17 protein-coding genes are annotated in these 20107 nt (G+C 43.3%); 6 read left to right on the forward strand and 11 right to left on the reverse strand.

Features of this window, described 5'->3' with window-relative positions; translation table 11 throughout:
- Positions 1 to 58 precede the first annotated feature (58 nt).
- The 6 genes from lpxB to purC form a co-directional block, all read right to left on the reverse strand.
- Positions 59 to 1213 (reverse strand): lipid-A-disaccharide synthase, encoded by a 1155-nt coding sequence (gene lpxB / locus RMX89_RS23955; RefSeq protein ID WP_322690713.1) that lies wholly within the window; start codon positions 1211 to 1213, stop codon positions 59 to 61.
- A 213-nt stretch (positions 1214 to 1426) separates the two neighbouring features.
- Complete coding sequence (gene lpxA, locus RMX89_RS23960) at positions 1427 to 2245, reverse strand: acyl-ACP--UDP-N-acetylglucosamine O-acyltransferase (protein WP_322671486.1); 819 nt, start codon at positions 2243 to 2245, stop codon at positions 1427 to 1429.
- A 311-nt stretch (positions 2246 to 2556) separates the two neighbouring features.
- Positions 2557 to 3087, reverse strand: coding sequence for a 3-hydroxyacyl-ACP dehydratase FabZ (fabZ, locus tag RMX89_RS23965; protein WP_322671485.1), 531 nt, complete (start codon positions 3085 to 3087; stop codon positions 2557 to 2559).
- A gap of 98 nt (positions 3088 to 3185) precedes the next feature.
- Positions 3186 to 4058 carry a UDP-3-O-acyl-N-acetylglucosamine deacetylase gene (lpxC, locus tag RMX89_RS23970; RefSeq protein ID WP_322690714.1) on the reverse strand — a complete coding sequence of 291 codons (873 nt, stop codon included), beginning with the start codon at positions 4056 to 4058 and terminating at the stop codon, positions 3186 to 3188.
- Positions 4059 to 4269: 211 nt separating this feature from the next.
- Positions 4270 to 6879, reverse strand: a complete 2610-nt coding sequence (locus RMX89_RS23975; RefSeq protein WP_322690715.1) for a BamA/TamA family outer membrane protein — start codon at positions 6877 to 6879, stop codon at positions 4270 to 4272.
- A 176-nt stretch (positions 6880 to 7055) separates the two neighbouring features.
- Positions 7056 to 7793: a phosphoribosylaminoimidazolesuccinocarboxamide synthase gene (purC, locus tag RMX89_RS23980; protein ID WP_322685950.1), complete on the reverse strand. Its 738-nt coding sequence runs from the start codon at positions 7791 to 7793 to the stop codon at positions 7056 to 7058.
- Positions 7794 to 8432: 639 nt separating this feature from the next.
- Between purC and RMX89_RS23985 the strand changes: the two genes are divergently transcribed.
- Positions 8433 to 8708, forward strand: a complete 276-nt coding sequence (locus RMX89_RS23985) for a hypothetical protein (protein ID WP_322671481.1) — start codon at positions 8433 to 8435, stop codon at positions 8706 to 8708.
- Positions 8709 to 8790: 82 nt separating this feature from the next.
- On the opposite strand, the gene RMX89_RS23990 is transcribed toward RMX89_RS23985, so the two are convergent.
- The 5 genes from RMX89_RS23990 to RMX89_RS24010 all read right to left on the reverse strand — a co-directional run bounded on the left by RMX89_RS23990 (position 8791) and on the right by RMX89_RS24010 (position 14889).
- On the reverse strand, positions 8791 to 11388 hold the full coding sequence (locus tag RMX89_RS23990; protein ID WP_322690716.1) for a GAF domain-containing protein: 2598 nt from the start codon (positions 11386 to 11388) through the stop codon (positions 8791 to 8793).
- Positions 11389 to 11600: 212 nt separating this feature from the next.
- Entirely contained in the window at positions 11601 to 12731 is a 1131-nt protein-coding gene (locus RMX89_RS23995) for a glycosyltransferase family 1 protein (RefSeq protein ID WP_322690717.1), read from the reverse strand.
- Positions 12732 to 12964: 233 nt separating this feature from the next.
- Positions 12965 to 14119, reverse strand: coding sequence for an NAD-dependent epimerase/dehydratase family protein (locus tag RMX89_RS24000; protein WP_100899423.1), 1155 nt, complete (start codon positions 14117 to 14119; stop codon positions 12965 to 12967).
- Between the two features lie 60 nt (positions 14120 to 14179).
- Positions 14180 to 14338, reverse strand: coding sequence for a hypothetical protein (locus tag RMX89_RS24005; protein WP_322690718.1), 159 nt, complete (start codon positions 14336 to 14338; stop codon positions 14180 to 14182).
- 20 nt (positions 14339 to 14358) lie between these two features.
- Positions 14359 to 14889 carry a hypothetical protein gene (locus RMX89_RS24010; RefSeq protein WP_322685955.1) on the reverse strand — a complete coding sequence of 177 codons (531 nt, stop codon included), beginning with the start codon at positions 14887 to 14889 and terminating at the stop codon, positions 14359 to 14361.
- A 300-nt stretch (positions 14890 to 15189) separates the two neighbouring features.
- Here RMX89_RS24010 and RMX89_RS24015 point away from each other — a divergent pair, with 300 nt between their 5' ends.
- From RMX89_RS24015 to RMX89_RS24035, 5 genes are all read left to right on the forward strand, one after another.
- Positions 15190 to 15543, forward strand: a complete 354-nt coding sequence (locus RMX89_RS24015) for a hypothetical protein (protein ID WP_322690719.1) — start codon at positions 15190 to 15192, stop codon at positions 15541 to 15543.
- A 78-nt stretch (positions 15544 to 15621) separates the two neighbouring features.
- A complete protein-coding gene (locus RMX89_RS24020; protein ID WP_322671475.1) occupies positions 15622 to 17133 on the forward strand; it encodes an AAA family ATPase in 1512 nt (503 codons plus the stop codon).
- A gap of 141 nt (positions 17134 to 17274) precedes the next feature.
- Positions 17275 to 17625 (forward strand): DUF1257 domain-containing protein, encoded by a 351-nt coding sequence (locus tag RMX89_RS24025; protein ID WP_094350625.1) that lies wholly within the window; start codon positions 17275 to 17277, stop codon positions 17623 to 17625.
- Between the two features lie 166 nt (positions 17626 to 17791).
- Positions 17792 to 19069: a DNA methyltransferase gene (locus RMX89_RS24030; RefSeq protein ID WP_322690720.1), complete on the forward strand. Its 1278-nt coding sequence runs from the start codon at positions 17792 to 17794 to the stop codon at positions 19067 to 19069.
- A gap of 3 nt (positions 19070 to 19072) precedes the next feature.
- On the forward strand, positions 19073 to 19951 hold the full coding sequence (locus RMX89_RS24035; protein ID WP_322690721.1) for a hypothetical protein: 879 nt from the start codon (positions 19073 to 19075) through the stop codon (positions 19949 to 19951).
- The last annotated feature ends 156 nt before the right edge of the window (positions 19952 to 20107 follow it).

A 20107-nucleotide genomic window follows, 5' to 3' on the forward strand; every position in this document is an offset into this window, starting at 1 on the left:
ATATACAAAATTTTCCCAGTTCCTAGTCCCCAGTCCCCAGTCCCCAGTCCCCAGTCCCTCATAGCATTTGCAAAATTTCTTGAGCAGCGCGATCGCAAACCCCAACTTCTCCCAAACTTTGACGCATTTCTTCATAATCTAGCAAAGTTTGCTCTCTGCGACTGGGATTGAGTAGCAGTTCCATTGCTGCTTGGGTAATATTTTCTGCTGTGGCTTGCTCTTGTAAAAATTCTGGCACAATCGGCTTCATCACTACTAAATTAGGTGGCGATGCGAAGGTTATAGAACCTTTGAGGATTTTCCGAGCTATCCACGCAGTCAAACGACTGAGGCGATAAACTACAACCTGTGGCACATTTAACAGAGCGAGTTCTAGATTGACAGTACCAGATTTGCTAATGGCTAAATCAGCCGCAGCAAAAACTTCCATTTGTTGACTTGATAGAACTGTCGCCCGTAAACCGTAACGCTTAATAGCCTCTTCGATTGGCTGTCTATAGACTTCTAGCGATAGGGGAATCCAGAAACGAACTTCAGGTAATTTAGCTTGAATAGTTTGGGCAGCTTGAAAAATAATTGGTAAAAGATATTTTAGTTCTTGACGGCGAGAGGCGGGGAGGAGTGCGATCGCAATTTCTTCTGGTGCAATCCCCAATGTTGCACGAGCTGCTTCCCTACTAGGAGCTTCTTGCATTCGGTCAACCAAAGGATGTCCCACCCAACTAACTTTTGCGCCTTTCTCGCGAAAGTAACGGGCTTCTTGTGGAAAGATTGCCAACAGCTTATCTGTAAAACCAACAATCCGGTTAGTTCTTCGCAAACTTATTGACCAAGCCCACTCTTGCGGAGCAATGTAATACACCACAGGCACATCTGGCAGATGCTGTTTCATATAAGTCCCAATTTCCAGATTGGGAGTCATATAATCGATCAGCACTACCAAGTCAGGTGGATTTTGCTTTAGGGAAGCGATCGCCCGTCGTTGCACCTGAAGAGTTGGTAAAATATAAGGCAGCCCTTCTTGAATACCCACTGAGCCAATACTACTGGTATTTCCCAGCAAAATTGCCCCAGCCTCTACCATTTTTTCGCCACCCAGCGCCACAATCTCTAATTCCAACCCAATCGCCGCAGCTTGACGCTTCAGCGCTGAAATTAGTAGCGACCCTTGTAAATCGCCAGATACTTCGCCAGTGCTGATAAATATCCGCATTTGATAATTGGTAATTACTAAAAATGAGGAGTTAGGAGTTAAAAATTCAATTTATCAACTCATAACTCATAAATTATGATGTCTGGAAAATTAACCACAATTCCTCATAATCCCACCTCATCAGCTACGCTTTTGCTCCCCTCCTCGCTTGCGGGGAGGGGTTGGGGGTGGGGTGATTATGGGTAATTCGACAGACATGATATATCTTACATCTCACGATTCATCACTTGCGCCTTTTTTCCCTTTACTGGGAATCAAGCCACGTCTTCCAGGCATCTGAGAAAGTAGAAGGAAGCGTCGCAGATGCTGCAATTCTTCGCTATCCCCTAACAATTCCAACTGTTCCAAAGCATCCTTAAAAGACAAATCAGAACGGTAGAGAATGCGGAAGGCTTTTTTCAGCAAAAGCAAATCTGCTGAGTCCATACCAGACCGTTTGAGTCCGACAAGATTGAGGGTTCGCACCCGCGCTGGATTTCCTTCCACCAGCATATATGGGGCCACATCCCGGTCAATACGTGCCATACCTCCCACCATTGCTTGTCTACCAATATGCACAAATTGGTGGACACCTAAAACCCCACTTAGCCTAGCGCGTGATTCTATATGGACATGACCCGCCAACGCCACAGAGTTAGCAATCACTACTTGGTCTTCAATGACGCAGTTATGAGCCACATGGACATAAGCCATCAAAAGATTACCATCGCCAATTACCGTAGCTTCACCAGCACCGGTAGCGCGGTTAATGGTAACGTACTCACGAATCAAGTTATTATCACCAATTTTCACCCAGGTTGGTTCTCCTACAAACTTCAAATCCTGGGGTTCCATACCGATGGCTGCACCAGTAAAAATCTGATTTTGCGCCCCAATTTCACAAGGCCCCTCTAGCACTGCATGAGCGCCGATTATTGTTTCAGGGCCCACTTTAACATGCGCTCCAATCACAGCATAGGCACCGACTTGCACTGTATGGTGGAGTTCCGATTTCGGATGAATTACAGCAGTTGGATGAATTAGCGTTTTCAAGGGTGAATCTCCAGAACTGTCTTAATAATCCAGCGCCAGGCGGGGTTTCTGAGGCAGCGCGTTACTCTGCTTAAGAGAGTTGTACCGACTACCGCCCCATTGAGGCGACTGGCGTTGTTGAGCGTGAAATATTTCAGTGAACGAAAGTGTCGGGCAAAGCAAGTTAAGTGTGTTTGTGAGTGCGTCTCGTAGAGAGGGCGGCGAAAATCAAGAAATTACTCAGATGCTATTGTGGATTTTTTAACTGTTATCCTGTTTTAGGATTCAGCAAGGGCATTTCACGGCTATACCCATACCACGAAAGCAAACTTTTAGCTAACTAAAGAGAACATTAATTCTCCTTCACAAGCAAGTTGACCATCAACTTCGGCACGACCTTGCATCTTACCGAAACGACGTTGTTTTACCCATAACAGTTCCACCGTCATTAGTAGTTGATCCCCCGGCACGACCTGGCGACGAAAGCGAACTTTATCGATACCAGCGAAGACGAACAACCCGCCTTCTACCGAAGACATTTGAGTTAGGACAATGCCTCCAACTTGTGCCATTGCTTCAACAATTAACACCCCTGGCATCAGTGGACGTTCAGGGAAATGTCCTTGAAAATGGGGTTCGTTGATAGTGACATTTTTAACTCCAACAGCTTTTTTACCTGGCACGTAGTCAATGATTTTGTCTACAAGTAAAAATGGGTAGCGATGGGGTAGTAATTTCTGAATTTCTTCAGATGTGAAAGTTGTTTTAATCTCAGAACTGATTGTAATCTCATTTATACCTTGTGGTTCGGTAGATGTAGGTGTAGTCGTATCGATGGTATTCACTTCAGTGAGGATTGACATTGGCCGTGTAGTTGATTTTTTATCTAAAAGTTGAGTAGGCAAGCGTATATCCAAAGCCTTAATAATCCTGGATGTAAACTTTAGATCGAATCTAAAATCTAAAATCGTTCGACTGAGCGCAGCCGAAGTCCAAAATCTAAAATTTTCTGAGCCAGTTGAATGTGTAAATTATGACTGGCTTTATACGCTAAAAAATGAGCACGAGGAAAAGTTCCTAGTAAACTCAAATCTCCTACTAAATCCAAGATTTTATGACGGACTGGCTCATTTGCAAATCTCAACGGTGGATTTAGCCAGCCTTCTGGGCCACAAACGAGTGCATTATCCAAACTGCCACCTTTAATTAACCCTGTTTTTTGTAAGTGTTCAATTTGATGCAGTAACCCAAAAGTACGAGCAGGAGCGATTTCCGCAGCAAAGCTAGCAGAAGTTTTTTCTAGTTCAGGAGTTAGCGACCAACTATGCCATTGATTACCAATAGCGGGCAGGTCAAAATCAATACCGTAACTAAAGCGGGTTTCTGCTGCTGGAAGGGCAGATACAAAGGCATCCCCTTGATAGACCCATATTGGTTCTGTAATAGCCCAGGGAACTTGGTTGTTAACGAGTTGTGAGACTAAGCCAACTTGGGCAATATTAGCTGTCCACACACTTGCTGAACCATCTAAAAGTGGGACTTCTGGGCCATCAATTTCAATTCGGGCATTATCCACACCCATACTCGAAAGTGCTGCCAACAAATGCTCTACCGTGCGAACATGTACCTCACCTTTACCCAACTGAGTTGAGAGAACAGTGTGACTAACTGCTGCAACTTGGGCTGGAATTATTGGCAAATCCGGTAAATCCACCCGCACAAAGTAGCGTCCACTTCCCGCTTCGGCTGGTAATATCCGCACCTGGGTATTCACACCGCTATGCAGTCCCACCCCTATTTGGGTGATTTGGGCTGCTAGAGTGTGCTGTCGCATAGCCGAAAAGTTAATATATTTCCTTTAGTATTGTTCATCGTCTGTTTTGGTAAAATCCCTGATATTCCCTGAAAAATGTCATTAATCCCTTTATCGGAACAGTATTGAGGTAAATGTAACAATTAGCAAGCTAATCCAAAAAAGTTAATTGTCCTTTGTCCTTTGTCAGTTGTCTTTTGTGATTCACTAATGACCAATGACAAATGACTAATTAAAACCTTTCGCCAATACCGAAATTAATCCGACTGTCACCATCATCGTTGATACCGTAGTCAATCCGAATCGGCCCCAGTGGAGATTGGACGCGAACGCCAAGACCATAGCCAAAGCCACTGCCATTTTTGTTCAACACTTCAGCAGCCCTAGTACTAGTTCCCAGGTCACTACCGAGATCGAAAAATAGTGCCCCGCTGACTACTGAAAAAACTGGAAACCGATACTCAACTGATGCTTGCACATAAGAGCGTCCACTACCTAATGCTCCTTCTTCATAACCCCGGACGGAGTTACTACCCCCAAGGGTAAAAGCTTCGTAGGGAGGTAAGTCTCCAATGATGGTTCCTGCTTGCAGGTTAAATGCTAAGGTTTGTGCCCCTTTGCTGAGGCTAATCAGCTTAATGGGTAAATATTGGCTGTAGCTACCCCGGAATCTGGTCAGGAAGATGTTGCCTAGCCCCACAGGGACTGACTGATCGACTCCAAAGCGGAGATAAGAACCACTAGTGGGTTGCAGGGGGTTATTACGGAGATCGCGCTGTGCCCCTACTTGCAACAGTAGTAAATCGTCTTGACCGCCGCTAGAGAGGGTCAGTGGAATTTCATCACTGAGGCGGTTTCCAGTATCATCATCAAATACCGCTCCTGTTTTTCTCAGATTGCCGTCAGCATCACGAGCAGAAACTCGTTGATACTGTAAACCCGCTGAGGCAGTCCAGACAGAAGTTTTATAGGGATTTGCAGAGAGGGGACGGGTAAAGGTAACACCACCACCTACACGGAGAATCCGGGGGCGATCCTGAGAATCTACATCGGTGGGATTACCCGGATCAAACGTCCTAATATCTTCATCTTTACCATCGAAAATCAACGAAATAGAACTGCGACGGAAAATATTGGTTGTGTAGGAAGTCCGGTAAGGATCTCCTGCGATCCAAGGGTCGGTAAACCGCACGTCAAACAACAGTTCCCGTTCTCCCACCTGTATTTCTGTCCCCAGTTTTTGGTTCCTACCGTTCAGGTTTTGTTGTTGATAGCTAACTGTTCCAAAAAGTCCGCTAGCAGAACTAATCCCTGCCCCAGCCGCAATAGAACCGCTGCTGCGTTCGGCTACATTCACTACTACATCCACCTTGCTGGGGTCTGTACCAGGGTCAAGAGACACATTCACATCTTCAAACAGTCCCAATCCATACACGCGCTGTAGGTCTTTTTGCACTGTGTTGCGATTGAATACTTGTCCTGGCTTCAACTCCACTTCTCGGGTAATGATGTACTCTTGTGTCCGTCCGCGAATTGGTTGTCCTTTTTCGTCTGTTTCCTGTCCATCTTTGTTGCGGAACCGGACTCTAATATTTTCTACTACCCCTTCTGCTACTTGTAAGGTAACAACTCCGCTTTCAGAGACTTGTGGCGCTCCAATTACGTTAGCTAGGACGTAACCTTGGTCTTGATACCGCTTGTTTAACTGCTTGATGCCTTCTTGCAAGTCACGCAAATTGAGAATTTTGCCATACTGCTCCCGAAAGACTTCATCCACAGTGTTTGCTGGTAGTACAGAAGGGACACCAGTGCCAGGATTGGCTTGCACTTCTACTTTGCTGAGGACGGGATTAGGTTGGACAACAAAGCTTACCCGCACTCCCAAGGGGGTATCTTCTGGCGCTGCTTGGACGTTGGAGAAGAAGCCAGTACCAAAGATAGCGTTAATATCTTCTTGCAGTTGGCTGCGCGTAGTTGTTTGTCCTGGTTGGGTACGAATTACTCTGTAAACTTGGCTTTCCAGTTCTGGTGATAGTTGCCCAGCTTGGGATCTAACTACTACTTCCGATACCAGTACGCGGGGGTCATTGGCTTCTGGGGCTGTGTTGGGTTGGGTATTGTCCGGAGTTGTCGGTGGATTAACATTCTGCGGACTGGGAGTAGTGCCTGGGAATGGAGTATTGCCCGGAGTTGTCGGTGGATTAACATTCTGCGGACTGGGAGTAGTGCCTGGGAATGGAGTATTGCCCGGAGTTGTCGGTGGGTTAACATTCTGGGGACTGGGAGTAGCGCCTGGGAATAACGTAGGTGTTCTTTGTTGGCTAGCTGGGGGGGGGATATCTGGAGTAGCTGATGGTTCTGGAGTTGTGGGTAATAAAGGTTCTGTTGTCGGTGGATTTACATTTTCTGGGACTGGAGTGGTCTCAGGAGTTGGGGAAAGCGTTGGTTGTTGAATTTCTGGCGGTGGAATGTCTGGAGCCGGAGACGGCTGTTGAGTAGGACTGGGATTATTAATTTCAGGGGTTTGTGCAGTTCTTGGCGTTGTGGAGGTTGGCACAATTACCTTTGGGGCCGCGCTTGCTGCTGGGTTGGCAGGGTAAATTGCGACGACGCGGGATTGGGGACGCTCTGCCTCTATAGTTGCTGTAGATTTAGGTTGAGATTCTAGACTTTTACTAGAGTTAACCTGACCAGTGTCCTTTTCTGAGTGTTGATTTTTTTCTAGTGTCAAAACTTCTGTTGACTGTTTGGAATTGTTGGCGGTTTCTGCATTCGCACTCAATGAGCCACCCAAAGGGGCTGCAATTGCTACTGCTGCCAGCAATACGGGAGATAAACGCATTTTACTTATATTCCTCTTCACGACCACACACACACCATCACAAGGCAATAATGCCCTTATGCCAAAGGTAAAATTTCAAAACATAATTTTTTTCTTTTGCTTTTTTACTTTACAAGGCAAAAGGCAAAAGGCAAAAGTTAAATATAATTCCTTCTCACCTTTTGGTTTTTACTTGGTTAACTTATAGTTTCTACTGCTTTTAGCACTCTTTGTAAAACCTCCTGGTAGGCATCCTCTACATTTCCTAAGTCTCGGCGAAAGCGATCTTTGTCCATTACCCGGCGGTTTGAGTCCTTTTCTGCGGTATCCCATAAACGACAGGTGTCGGGGCTAATTTCATCTGCCAAGAGTAACTGCTGTTGTGAGTCCAAACCAAACTCTAATTTGAAGTCTACTAGGGTAATGCCACACCGTTGCCAAAAGTTATTAAGAAATTCATTGATTTGCAATGCAAGATGTGTAATTGCGTCTACTTGTTCCGCAGTCGCCAGTTCTAGCAGGTACAGGCGATCGCGTGTCAACAAAGGATCTCCTAATGGATCGTTTTTATAATAGAACTCAACCAAAGGCTGTTTCAGAATTGTACCCACTGGTAAACCAGTTTGCTGACACAAACTGCCAGCAGCAATATTTCTGATCACTACTTCTAAGGGTAAAATCTTTACTGCTCTCACCCGCATTTGATTCGGGGCAGGACTATCGATAAAGTGAGTCTTTATACCATAATCCTCTAACTGTTTAAAAAGCTGGCTAGAAATGCTACAATTAATTTTTCCTTTTCCTTCGATGTTGCCACGCTTTTGGGCGTTAAACGCTGTGGCATCGTCTTTAAAATCAGCCAACAAGACTTCTGGATCGTCCGTTGTATAAAGAATTTTTGCTTTGCCTTCGTATAACTTGGAATTAACAGACATGGTGGCAGGTAGTGTTTTAGGCGATGGACAAAAATTGTCCTTTGAGGCTTCACCATTTTATCTTTAGTTATTAACTATTAGCCATTGGTGATTATTTAAGAGGAAGCAGAGGCAGGTAAAAATAAGTAATAACTAATACCCAGATCAATTTTCTCTTGTGGATCGCTGTTTAATAGCCAGTTGCCAAATATTTATAACTAAATCTCTAACTTTTAACAGAGGACAATTTGCTTTCGGATCTAGTATTTTCACTTAAGTAGTTTTACGCTCAGAATTTGAATGAGTTTTGATAAAATAAGTTACTTAGGCATACTAGTATGTCATAATAATTTGTACCTAAAGATTTCGACTGAAGCTAATTACAATTTCAACTTCATAAATGAAGATGAGATAAATTGATAACCAGGAGGAAAATAAAATATTCTCTCTAGTTACTTTGGCGCAAACTTTTTTTGTAATATTTACAACACAAAGTATCTTAAGCTTTATCCTCTAGTATCAAAATCTGAATTAACCAATTCCCGATCGACAATTGGAAAAGGAGTCGGACGATCTGATTTACCCCAATCTGACAAAAGTAAAGATTAGGTTAGCTGGTAATTCAGCTTCAGAAACCCAAACACAAGGTGAATTGAATAAATGGAGAAAAAAATAGTGAACAAGGATGATTTTCTCTTCCCTCGCGGTCGCTACTACGGTCAGGTGAAGCCAGAAAACTTGGTTTTTAATGCAAATCTCCAGGAATTTGCTCAACGGGTAAGTTACATTTGCAACTTAGAGACAGGTGGAAAACTACCTCCAGGTGCAGCTTACGAACAAATAAAGGATCTATGGAAACAGTTGAAACGCTCAAAAAAAGAGCTAGGAATTGGCGAAGACCCCTTTCAAGATAACCAGGGAGAGACTCAAGATTAAATGGGGAATTAGGCATTGGGCATGGGGCATTGAGCATGGGGCATTGGGAACTGATAAATGACAAATGACTAATGACAAATGACTACTTAGTAAGCATTGTCCAGACACCATCCCAGGACTCTGGAGGCGGGGTTTGTTGATAATTACGCGCACGCTCTAGGTGGATATCAACAGCTTGATCTTGGGGTTGAATGCATTTGGCGGCTTCAAAACAGGCGATCGCTTGTGAGAAGTTGCGCGATAAATAAGCCGAGCGTCCAGTATGATAGTGAAATAAAAACTCTTGAGTGTTGGCATCTAGAGGGGTAGTCCGATCGCCAATTAACTCGTAGATATTAACAGCCTGGTGTTTCCCTTTGACTCGGATTTTATCTAACTGGCGCACCCAAATGCGATCGCTGCACAATTGGTAAGTAAATTCACTCAAAAGAATATCACAACCGTAATCTTTAGTTACCGCTTCCAAGCGCGAACTTAAATTTACACCATCTCCAATGACGGTGTAATCCATCCGTTTGCGGGAACCAATATTACCCGAAACCACATCCCCAGAACTAATCCCAATGCCAATACGAATTTGCGGCTGCGCCTGGATAATTCGCCGTTGGTTAAATTCCTCTAAGCGGTGTCTCATATCTAACGCTGACTGTACAGCCCTCGAAGCATGATTTTCTGTCAATGGTAGCGGCGCACCAAATACCGCCATCAAGGCATCACCAATAAATTTATCGAGAGTGCCTTCGTGGTTAAAAACCGCCTCTACCATCGTTTCAAAATACTGATTGAGCAGCAACACCACTTCAGCTGCACCGAGATTTTCTGTAAGTGTTGTGTAGCCACGGATATCAGAAAACAAGATAGTTACTTCCTTGCGTTCGCCTACCATTAAAGCATCTTCCCCTAGTGCCATAACTTGTTCAGCGACATGGGGCGTCAGGTAGCGGGACATGGTAGTTTTCATTCGTTTTTCCTGAGTAATGTCTTCTAAGACTACCAAACCACCACGTACACCGCCTTCTGGGTTAGTCAGGGGATTAACAGTAAGATTGATATTGCGCTCTAATGTTTGTACTCGATCAGAAGTGAGAAACTCAGATTGGGGAGTCAGAGGTTGATTCCAAGGAATAAAAATATCAGGGTTGGTGCGATCGCGCACTGCTAAAATTGAGTGCTGAGTACTGAATGCTAAGTATTGAGTTTCACTTTTAACTCCTAACTCCTCACTCATAACTTGATGCACTCCCAGCATCAAACTTTGCTCTGGCACATAATGTTTAGCTCCAGTTTTTAGACTATCTTCTAGTCGCATTTGGAGATTTTCAATTGGGACAACTTCCCACACTAGGCGACCAATCAAATTTTGTTCCCACAAAAGCTTGTTGTTTTTACTATTAGCGTCTCCTATCGGACAACCCAGCAACTCTAGGGCTGCATCATTAATCGTGACAATCTGTCCTGCCATATCTGTAGAAATCACGGCATCTGACAGACTTTGTAAAATATCTTTTTGATACTGTTTTTCTAACAGCACATTTTCAAACAGCCGAGCATTTTCTAAGGCAATTCCTGCCTGATTATTAAAAGCCCGCATAAACTCTTCATCAGAAGCAGTAAAACTGCTTTGTTGCTTATTAATTAATTGTGTAACGCCAATCAATTCATTTGCAGAATTAAACACTGGTAAGCATAAGATATTGCGAGTTATATAACCAGTTTTTTTATCTGTAGTCGGGTCAAAACGGGGGTCTTTATAAGCATCGGAAATATTTAAGGCTTCACCAGTGGAAGCTACATATCCAGCAATGCCACGGTTAGCGGGAATGCGAATTTCTATCAAGTTTGTGCCATCTGCTGCTGCTGCAACTTTCGTCCAGAGTTCGTTTAGCTCTTTACGATATAAAAACAGTGTGCTGCGGTCTGCTTGCATTAAAATTCGAGCTTGTTCCATGACTATCTGCAAAGTCGCTTCTAAATCTAAACTTTGCCCCAGTGTCTGAGTTGCCCGCAACAAAGCCGTTGCGCCTCTTTGATTCCGAGCCGCTACATAAAAAGATTGGCAGCTTTCCAGGATAATACCAATCGAAGCGGCAAAGTCTCGAAAACGTTCTTCATCATCATGATTAAACGGAACATTCCCGGTTTTATTAGCTAGTTGCACTACCGCTACAGTCTGGTTTTTGCTACTGATAACGGGCATACATAAAATATTACGGATTTTGTAGCCCATTTGTTTTTCAAGTTCTGGACTAAATAGAGGATGAGTATAAGTTTCAGATATATTTAGATATTGACCTGTACTAGCAACATGACCAGGGATACCCACTGTAATGGGAGTACGAATTTCTAAGAATTTTTGGGTATTATCTTGAGGAACTTTTGACCACAGTTGACCTTTGTCATAATCAACTAAAAAAATGGCTGTATGTTCTGCTTGGAGAATTTGACCAATTTTGAGTGTGATAGCTTCTAATACTTTCTCCAACATAGTTTCTAGAGCTTCATTATTGATCAATTCAATAGCTCTCAGAAATTGCTGGAACTCAGCAGTTATAAAGTCGAGTAAGCAAACAAATTCATTAACAGATAAGTCTTTGACGCGACGCAGTAGGGCATGAGCACGATTAACTTGAGTCAGTTCAGTTAATGTAGCCAAGACGCTGCCAGAGTTGGGGAGTGTCATGGTAATTTTAGGGATTGGGGAAGGTGGGGCCCCCTCTGGGGATAAGGGGTAATGGGGATTGGGGAAGGTGGGGCCCCCTCTGGGGATAAGGGGTAATGGGGATTGGGGATTGTTTTTCTGCTCATTTGCCTCTCTCTGCACCTCTATTGTTTGCTCCCTACTCTCCCCCATCTCCTCTAGTACCGAGTCCCCAGTCCCCAGTACCCAGTCCCTTATTTTGCCAACTGTTCAGAAAATATCACCTTTTGATAGTAATCTTGTAGCTGCTTGGTAGCAGCTGCCCAACCCCAGCTTTCTGCTTCCTGGCGGGCATTTTGACGGATGATATCTCGTTGTTGTTTTTGTTCTAAGAGTCGAACAGTAGCAGCTAACGCTCCTTGAATATCTGCTGTTGGCTCAAAAAGATATCCATTTACCCCATCTGTGACAATATCAGGAATTCCCCCGGAACGGGCTGCTACCACGGGACAGCCAGCAGCCATCGCTTCTAGTAGTACTAAGCCTAGTGTTTCTGTCCGGGAAGGAAAGATGAAGGCATCAGCACTCGCAAAGGCAGAGCCTAACTCTTGCCCCATAAGATAGCCAACAAAATAAGTGTTTGTGCCAGCAAAGTGTTTTTGCAATGCTTCACGGTGGGGGCCATCTCCAACCAATGCTAACCGCGCTTCGGGAATTGCTTCTAAGATTGGTTTGATACGCTCAATTTCTTTTTCAGCCGAAAGTCGCCCAACGTAAAGTAGTAATGGACTTTCTGGATGATTTTGTGATAGACGCGATCGCATCTCTACACTAGCTAAATCGGGATGAAATAATTCTGTATCTACCCCACGCTGCCATAAATCTACACGTTCAATACCATGTGCTGTCAATTCCTCCACCATTGCTGTGGAGGTACAGAGATTCAAAGCAGCTTGATTATGAGCGCCTTTGAGCAGTTCCCAAAGAAAACCCTCAAGCATCCCCAAGCCGTAATGCTGGAGATATTGGGGTAAATGGGTATGGTAAGACGCTACTAAGGGTATTTTGAGGATTTTGCTATAAAATATGCCAGATAAACCCAAAACTGCTGGATTCACGACATGAATAATATCTGGCTTAAATTTTTCTAAAGCGTACCCAATGGCTGGGCGAGGAAGTGCCATCTTTAATTCTGGATACAATGGCAGAGGAAAACCAGTAACGCCGTAAACTTTAGCGCCTTTGTGTTCTGTGATGCCTCCATCAGGGGCAATCACCAGCACTTGATTACCACTGCGCTGGAGATGATCGACAGTATGGCGCAGGCGCGTTACAATGCCGTCAACCTTGGGTAAAAAGGTTTCGGTAAATAGGGCAATTCTCATAAAAAATTATTCAGTCCAGGCAGATAATCTCAGCTTTGCTTGCGTTTCGGTATCAAACACAGAATAGACTCTCTCGCGTGGTGTAATCAACTCTGCACAGTCAAAATAACTATAGTCAACGGCAAATTTAGTAGTAGCTGGATGATACGCCTGATAAATAATAACTGGTTAGTCGTCATATTGTGCTAAAATATGACGACTAATTTTAGACCCACGATTTACTGGGGTTTACCTTAATTTCTGTGCCAAGAGACTTTGGGCAGAATTTGCTTATGATCGACTCGCGTCTGATACTTGATAGCAAAGTTTAACAGAGAATCGAGTAAAGAATCAGAGAGCAAGTGAGGCTGTAAACCTAAATCGAGTAATTTAGTGTTTTTAGCGTTGAAATAATGTTCTTCTTTCTCGACTCTGGGATTATCTAAGTGATTGATTTCTACATTCAATCCCATAGCGTTACCAGCTTTTTTCACCATCAATGCCAAGTCGCCGACGCTGAATTGTTCGGTAAATTGGTTAAATACGCGGAATTCACCAGCCTCGGCAGGGTTAGCGATCGCTAATTCCACACATCTGACTGTATCCCGAATATCCAAAAATCCGCGAGTTTGTCCACCTTTACCGTAGACAGTTAACGGATGTCCAATTGCTGCTTGAATACAAAAGCGGTTCAGTGCAGTACCAAACACACCATCGTAATCCAGCCGATTAATCAATAGTTCGTCCATCCCCGTTTCTTCGGTTAAGACGCCATAAACTACACCCTGATTTAAATCAGTTGCCCGCAATCCCCAAATCCGGCAAGCAAAGTGGATGTTATGACTATCATGGACTTTGCTTAAGTGGTACATTGAACCGGGCTGCTTGGGATAAGGTAGGGTATCCTTGCGTCCATTGTGTTCAATGGTGATATACCCTTCTTCAATATCAATATTGGGTGTACCGTATTCGCCCATCGTCCCCAGCTTCACCAAATGACAATCGGGGAAATCTTCCCGCATAGCGTACAGCAAGTTCAACGTCCCAACGACATTATTAACCTGGGTAACAACTGCATGTTCTCGGTCAATCATGGAAAATGGCGCCGAACGCTGTTCACCAAAATGCACCAGAGCATTTGGCTGAAATTGCTGTAATGTTTTATGGAGAAATTCGTAATTAGTAATATCGCCGATGAACAAATCGATAGATTTACCTGTCAAATCTTGCCAGCGCTGGAGACGTTGTTGAATTAGTGCGATCGGAGTGAGAGTTTCAACACCAAGTTCGTTATCCCAGTGCCGCCGCACCAAACTATCTAAAATTCCAACTTCATAACCTCGATTGGAAAGGTAAAGAGCAGTTGCCCAACCGCAATATCCATCACCACCAATAACCAGGACTTTCATCTTCACCAGTTTTTACTCGCTGATAGCTAAATCTATCAGGTTTCTGTACCCTCTCAATCATCATTCTGGGGGAGATGTGGATTTTGGGCATTGGGCATTGGGCATTGGGCATTGGTCAATTGGGAATTGGTCAATAATCAATAATTCTTCTTCCCCTGCCTCCCCTGCCTCCCCTGCCTCCCCTGCCTCCCCTGCTCCCTCATCTCCCTCATGCCCCATGCCCCATGCCCCATGCCCAATTAAAACTTTAAAATCCGATACTCCTGGGCAATGTAATAAAACAAACGATAGTATTCTTGAAAATCTTGGCTCTTGCTTCGTCCGCGCAAATAGTATTTCACTTGACTCTGAGTTAGTGTCAGTGTCATTGAACCTACTAGTCGATCAACTTCTACAACCAGCACCCCAGATACTCCTTGGGCGGTTTGAAAGTTGGGTTTGAGCTTTTTCTCTGATTCTTGGTTTGTAACAATCGAATTCGGTAGCTGCTGACTTGCCCACCCTCGAATTTCCACCGTTTTGTTCTGGGGTGAAATCAACGCAATTCCATCACCATTTTCTGATGCTGCTAAAGAAATCCAGTTACTCGGATACGGAAATTCAAAGCCATAACGGGAGTTGCTATAAGTTTTCCAGGCGATCGCTCCAGCGTTAAAATTATTTGCAGTACAACCCCACAAAATTATTAACACGGCAATAACTCCGCTAACGCTGACGGCAAACCGATAAATTCTTCGCTCCAAACTACAGGTTTTATTAGCAGTAGTCATTTACATCACACATTTTGCCAAAGTCACTGATTTCATAGAAATACCAGGAAATACCAGAAACTCTGATCTTGCACTATTCTCAATCAGCTAACTAGTAATCTGCCACATCAATTTTAAGAGATTCGTAGTGAGCGATTTATCGCTCAATTTCAAGGGCTAGAGCCACTAATGATGATGCCAGCAACCCAAAATATAAATAAATGTAACGAAATAGACGTTAAAACGTTTTACTGTCTTGACAACCAATAAAAGAACCGATAACTTGATATACATACCCGGGTAAGACCGTTAAAGAGTTATATGCAAACGCAAACTAAGCAAAAGGTCACTTTGTATTTATCGCCAGAGTTGCACAGAAAACTGAAGATTCGTTCAGCAGTTGATTCCGAGCCAATGTCAGAACTTGCCGAACGTGCCCTTGGTTTTTACCTATCCAATCAAGAATTGGTTGACGAGTTAGAAGACTCTTCTTATGGGCGGACTCATAGAGTTTATTCATGCCCAACTTGTGATAGCTCACTAGTCTTACGTGATGGGGAACTGGTTACTTTAGGCAATCAACCAGGAGTAGTTGGTCAAGAGCATCTTTCTCTCGATGAGATGGATGAAGATAAAACCAATCCCAAGGGTGAGGAAGAGTTAGTTCCTTGCTAGATAGATATTCATGATTCGGTTGTCTTTACCAGAAGCAATGTCTCTACTGTCTCTATAAGGTCTCAAGTAGGTCGAAGTATGAACGAAGAGCTCAAGATCCTAATTCAAGCTCAATACCCTTTAATCTACCTTGTTACCTCCGAGGAAGAGCGGGCCGAGCAAGCAATTTCCACTATCGCCCAGTTGTTAAAGCCCCAGCGTCGGGTATTTGTTTGGACAGTAACACACGGGATTGTTGAGTACGGTCAACCCCGGAATGTTACCCAACATAATACCGTGTCTCCAGAAGCGGCGATTGAGTGGATTATCCGGCAGAAAGAAGCAAGTATATTTATTCTTAAAGATTTACATCCCTTTATAGATGCGCCTGCAACTAACAGATCGTTACGTGATGCGATCGCTAGTTTCAAAGGTATGCAAAAGAACATCGTTCTGATGTCTCCAATGCAGCAAGTACCTATAGAACTGGAAAAAGAAGTTGTCGTTCTCGACTTTACATTGCCAGATATGGCTGAGTTGAATAAAGTCTTAACTCACCATATAGAGCAAAATCGTGGTCGGCGACTGACAACAGAAGCCAGAGAAAAACTTCTTAGAGCTGCTTTGGGTCTAACTAAAGATGAAGCGGAGAAAGTCTACCGTAAGGCACAGGTAACTAAAGAGCGTTTAACGGAAGATGAAGTAGACATCGTTTTATCTGAGAAAAAGCAACTAATCCGGCGCAATGGCATCTTAGAATACATTGAAGAAGATGAAACTATTGATGCTGTAGGTGGCTTAGAAGAGTTAAAAAGATGGCTCAAGCAACGCTCTAACGCTTTTACAGAAAGAGCGAGAGAGTATGGTTTGCCTCAACCAAAGGGGATGTTAATTTTAGGAGTTCCGGGTTGCGGTAAATCATTAATTGCTAAAACTACTTCCCGACTGTGGGGTTTACCACTGTTGCGGTTAGATATGGGGCGAGTCTACGACGGCTCAATGGTGGGACGAAGTGAAGCAAACTTGCGAAACGCCCTGAAAACAGCAGAATCTATTTCTCCAGCGATTTTGTTTATCGATGAATTAGATAAATCCTTTGCTGGTAGTGGAGGTTCCTCTGATTCTGATGGGGGAACTTCAAGTAGAATCTTCGGCTCTTTCCTCACATGGATGCAAGATAAGAAATCACCAGTGTTCGTGATGGCAACAGCCAACAGAGTAGAACGCTTACCTGGCGAGTTCTTGAGGAAAGGACGCTTTGATGAAATTTTCTTTGTCGATCTGCCAACACCGGAAGAACGTCAACAGATTTTCAATATTCATCTGACCAAACGCCGTGAAGACATCTCTCGATTCGATCTTGAGCAATTAGCCAAGATGTCTGATGGCTTTTCTGGGGCAGAAATAGAGCAAGCGATCGTTGCGGCAATGTATGAAGCTTTTGCCCAAGATCGGGAGTTCACCCAACTAGATATTATTGCTGCACTGAAGGCAACATTGCCGCTGTCTCGAACGATGCAAGAACAAGTAACGGCTCTGAGAGATTGGGCCAGACAGCGCGCACGCCCCGCAGCATCCTCCGTAGCTGAATATCAGCGAATGGAGTTTTAAAAGCTTTCCTCTGCCATCCCAGGGGGAAAGGCTAGCTGAAAATGCTAGCAGTTATAAGAAAAGCCGCATCCTGTTAAGCGCGGCTTCGCCCAAAACAAACCGTTGTCGTTTTTCTCAATCTTCTCATTGGAGGAAACCCAAATGTCTCACTTTAGCACCCTGCGTACCAAAATCACCGATGCCGAAATCCTCAAGGCTTCCTTGCGCGACCTCGGTATCAGCGTAAAGACTGAAGCTGATGTCCGTGGTTATAACGGTCAGCGTGTCCGTTCTGACATCGTTGCCGTGTTGGAAGGCGAATATGACCTCGGCTGGTCTCGCAATGGCGATGGTTCTTTTGACCTAATCGCTGACCTGTGGGGCGTTGCTAAGAAGCACAACCAAACCGAGTTGATCAACTCAATCAACCAAAAGTATGCCGTTAACAAAACTTTGGCTGAAGTAAAACAGCGCGGTTTGCAAAACGCCAATGTGAAGTTGGTATTGCAATAACAATTTCTCTGCGCGTTCCCAAAGCTGCACGGGTTAACCATATAAATAGCGGTTAGCCCGCTTTTTTATCGGGACTGAGATATATTTCTCAGTCCTGATTTTTTATGAGTTTAGTCAATACTAATTTAAAATTAGTAAGCCCTATTAACTTCAGCTTTTAAATTTGATGCCTGAACTTCGCAATGATTTTCAATCAAGAGCTATTACAGAAAGAACAGGCACATTTACTGACAATATGAAATTACCTATTCATAGATGGTTTAGGTATTCTGCTGGATTTTCAGCAACTTGGGTTGAAGGAGTAATCGCAGAACTGAAACCGAAAATTGTCCTCGATCCATTTGCAGGATCGGGCACTGTTTGTATTGCTGCTGATAAACTTGGTGTGAATTCCTACGGCATTGAAGCGCACCCTTTTGTTTATCGGCTTGCACAAGGGAAGCTCTCATGGGAGATAAATACCGATGAGTTTTTGGAAGCGATCGCTGAAATTAAAAATCTTGCTGCTAGTCTTCAGCCAAAGCTTCCAGACCAAATGCCAGCGTTACTAAATAAATGTTACACCGAGGATATATTAATATATCTCTTCAAAATCAAGCAAGTTTATTTAGAGCTAGCCCCAGCCCTATCAGAAGAGTTACAGGATCTCACTTTTCTAGCAATCTCTGCTACTTTACGATTGTCAAGCTATGTAGGCACGGCGCAGTGGCAATATATTCTTCCAAACAAACGAAAAGCCAAGATTTCTAAACCACTTAATGCACTAGATACTCAAGTCGCTTTGATGTTAGAAGATATGCGTTGTATGCAGTCTGTTAGAACAGCAAGCCAAGCTACTTTTATTAGAGAAGATGCAAGGATTTTAGAAAGTATTCCCGATAAGTCAATAGATTTAGTAATAACCTCTCCACCGTATGCAAATAACTATGATTATGCTGATACCATGCGTCTCGAAATGACCTTTTGGGGTGAGGTTAACTCTTGGGGGGATTTACATGATACAGTTCGCAAGTTTCTGATTCGTTCAAGTTCGCAACATGTGTCAAAGGATCGATTGCAATTGGATGCTTTAATAACTGATCCTCTCCTTGAGCCAATTCGAGATGAGCTAATTCCTGTTTGTAAAGAGCTAGAAAAAGTCCGAGAGACTAAAGCCGGCAACAAAGCTTATCACACAATGATCGCCGCATACTTTATTGATATGGGGTCTGTATTCCATGCCCTTCGTCGAGTTACAACATCTGATTGCAAGATTTGCTTTGTAGTTGGAGATTCGGCCCCTTATGGGGTGTATGTTCCAGTTGAGCAGTGGTTGGGAAAATTAGCAAATGAGGCAGGGTTTTGTTTATGGTCTTTTGAGAAAATTAGAGAACGTAATGTCAAGTGGAAAAACAGAAAACATAATATTCCTTTACATGAAGGAAGGCTTTGGATAGAAAGTTAGATTATGGCGCAGTCACCATCACATAAGTTTGGTCAGCAACTAGGCAAACTTCTTGAAGATATCGTACTTTATGATATTCTGAAACCTCGACTAGAGCAATTTGCTCAAGTCAAAAACTACTATCTTGACTGGCAGCGATCGCGTCCAGCTAAAAGTGGTAAAAAGGTTACTTGGGAGGATAAGTACGGAAATAAGCACGATCTAGATTTTGTGATTGAAGTCGATGGCACGGATAAGAAGCTTGGCAGACCTGTTGCATTTATTGAATCTGCATGGCGTAGATATACGAAGCACTCAAAGAATAAAGCTCAGGAAATTCAAGGGGCGATATTACCAATTATTGAGCTTCATCATCTATCTGCACCCTTTTATGGGGTAGTATTAGCTGGAGATTTCACAAAGCCAGCGTTAGAACAACTAAAAAATAATGGCTTTGCAGTTATTTATATCCCCTATAAAGGTGTAGTATCAGCATTTAAAGTAATTGATTTTGATGTTGCTTTTGATGAGGATACTCCTGATGAAAGCTATACTACAGCCTTTAGACAACTTGATAGTCTTACTAGTTCAGATAAAGAAAAACTGCGACAGGCTTTGATACGAGTTTGTCAAGAAGAAGTAGATAGGTTTATGGAAACGCTTAGAAATTGTCTTGAGCGTTACATTAGTAATATAGTTTTAATTCCGCTTTTCGGAAAGAGATACGAATTTGATAGTATTGATGATGCAATTAGTGGACTGGATACACTTAAGATTGACAGTCCAGTTGGAGAATTTGAAAAATTTGAAGTTATCGTTGATTATAATAATAGCGATACCATTCGAGCTACTTTTCAAAACAAGAATTTGTTGACAGACTTTTTAAGAAAATTGGAACATTAAGTGAAGGTTAGGGAGAGATTCTTGAGCCTGTTTACTAGCACTCATCATCCTTTATGCTTCCATCTGGCATAACGGTACTGTCAAATATAGCGTTATAAAGATATTAGACATGTCCTTAAAACAAAAGTTATGGAAAAATGATACAGAAATAAAAAT

The sequence above is a fragment of the Nostoc sp. DedSLP04 genome (genome assembly GCF_034530775.1).
In the GTDB taxonomy this organism is placed as follows: domain Bacteria; phylum Cyanobacteriota; class Cyanobacteriia; order Cyanobacteriales; family Nostocaceae; genus Nostoc.

Coding starts and splice junctions, on each gene's coding strand:
- RMX89_RS24015 (WP_322690719.1), top strand. CDS start 15,190: ATGCAAACGCAAACTAAGCAAAAGGTCACTTTGTATTTATCGCCAGAG.
- RMX89_RS24025 (WP_094350625.1), top strand. CDS start 17,275: ATGTCTCACTTTAGCACCCTGCGTACCAAAATCACCGATGCCGAAATC.
- RMX89_RS24030 (WP_322690720.1), top strand. CDS start 17,792: ATGCCTGAACTTCGCAATGATTTTCAATCAAGAGCTATTACAGAAAGA.
- RMX89_RS24035 (WP_322690721.1), top strand. CDS start 19,073: ATGGCGCAGTCACCATCACATAAGTTTGGTCAGCAACTAGGCAAACTT.
- RMX89_RS24010 (WP_322685955.1), bottom strand. CDS start 14,889: ATGACTACTGCTAATAAAACCTGTAGTTTGGAGCGAAGAATTTATCGG.
- RMX89_RS24005 (WP_322690718.1), bottom strand. CDS start 14,338: ATGGGGCATGAGGGAGATGAGGGAGCAGGGGAGGCAGGGGAGGCAGGG.
- lpxB (WP_322690713.1), bottom strand. CDS start 1,213: ATGCGGATATTTATCAGCACTGGCGAAGTATCTGGCGATTTACAAGGG.
- lpxC (WP_322690714.1), bottom strand. CDS start 4,058: ATGCGACAGCACACTCTAGCAGCCCAAATCACCCAAATAGGGGTGGGA.
- RMX89_RS23975 (WP_322690715.1), bottom strand. CDS start 6,879: ATGCGTTTATCTCCCGTATTGCTGGCAGCAGTAGCAATTGCAGCCCCT.
- RMX89_RS23985 (WP_322671481.1), top strand. CDS start 8,433: ATGGAGAAAAAAATAGTGAACAAGGATGATTTTCTCTTCCCTCGCGGT.
- RMX89_RS24020 (WP_322671475.1), top strand. CDS start 15,622: ATGAACGAAGAGCTCAAGATCCTAATTCAAGCTCAATACCCTTTAATC.
- RMX89_RS23990 (WP_322690716.1), bottom strand. CDS start 11,388: ATGACACTCCCCAACTCTGGCAGCGTCTTGGCTACATTAACTGAACTG.
- purC (WP_322685950.1), bottom strand. CDS start 7,793: ATGTCTGTTAATTCCAAGTTATACGAAGGCAAAGCAAAAATTCTTTAT.
- fabZ (WP_322671485.1), bottom strand. CDS start 3,087: ATGTCAATCCTCACTGAAGTGAATACCATCGATACGACTACACCTACA.
- RMX89_RS23995 (WP_322690717.1), bottom strand. CDS start 12,731: ATGAGAATTGCCCTATTTACCGAAACCTTTTTACCCAAGGTTGACGGC.
- RMX89_RS24000 (WP_100899423.1), bottom strand. CDS start 14,119: ATGAAAGTCCTGGTTATTGGTGGTGATGGATATTGCGGTTGGGCAACT.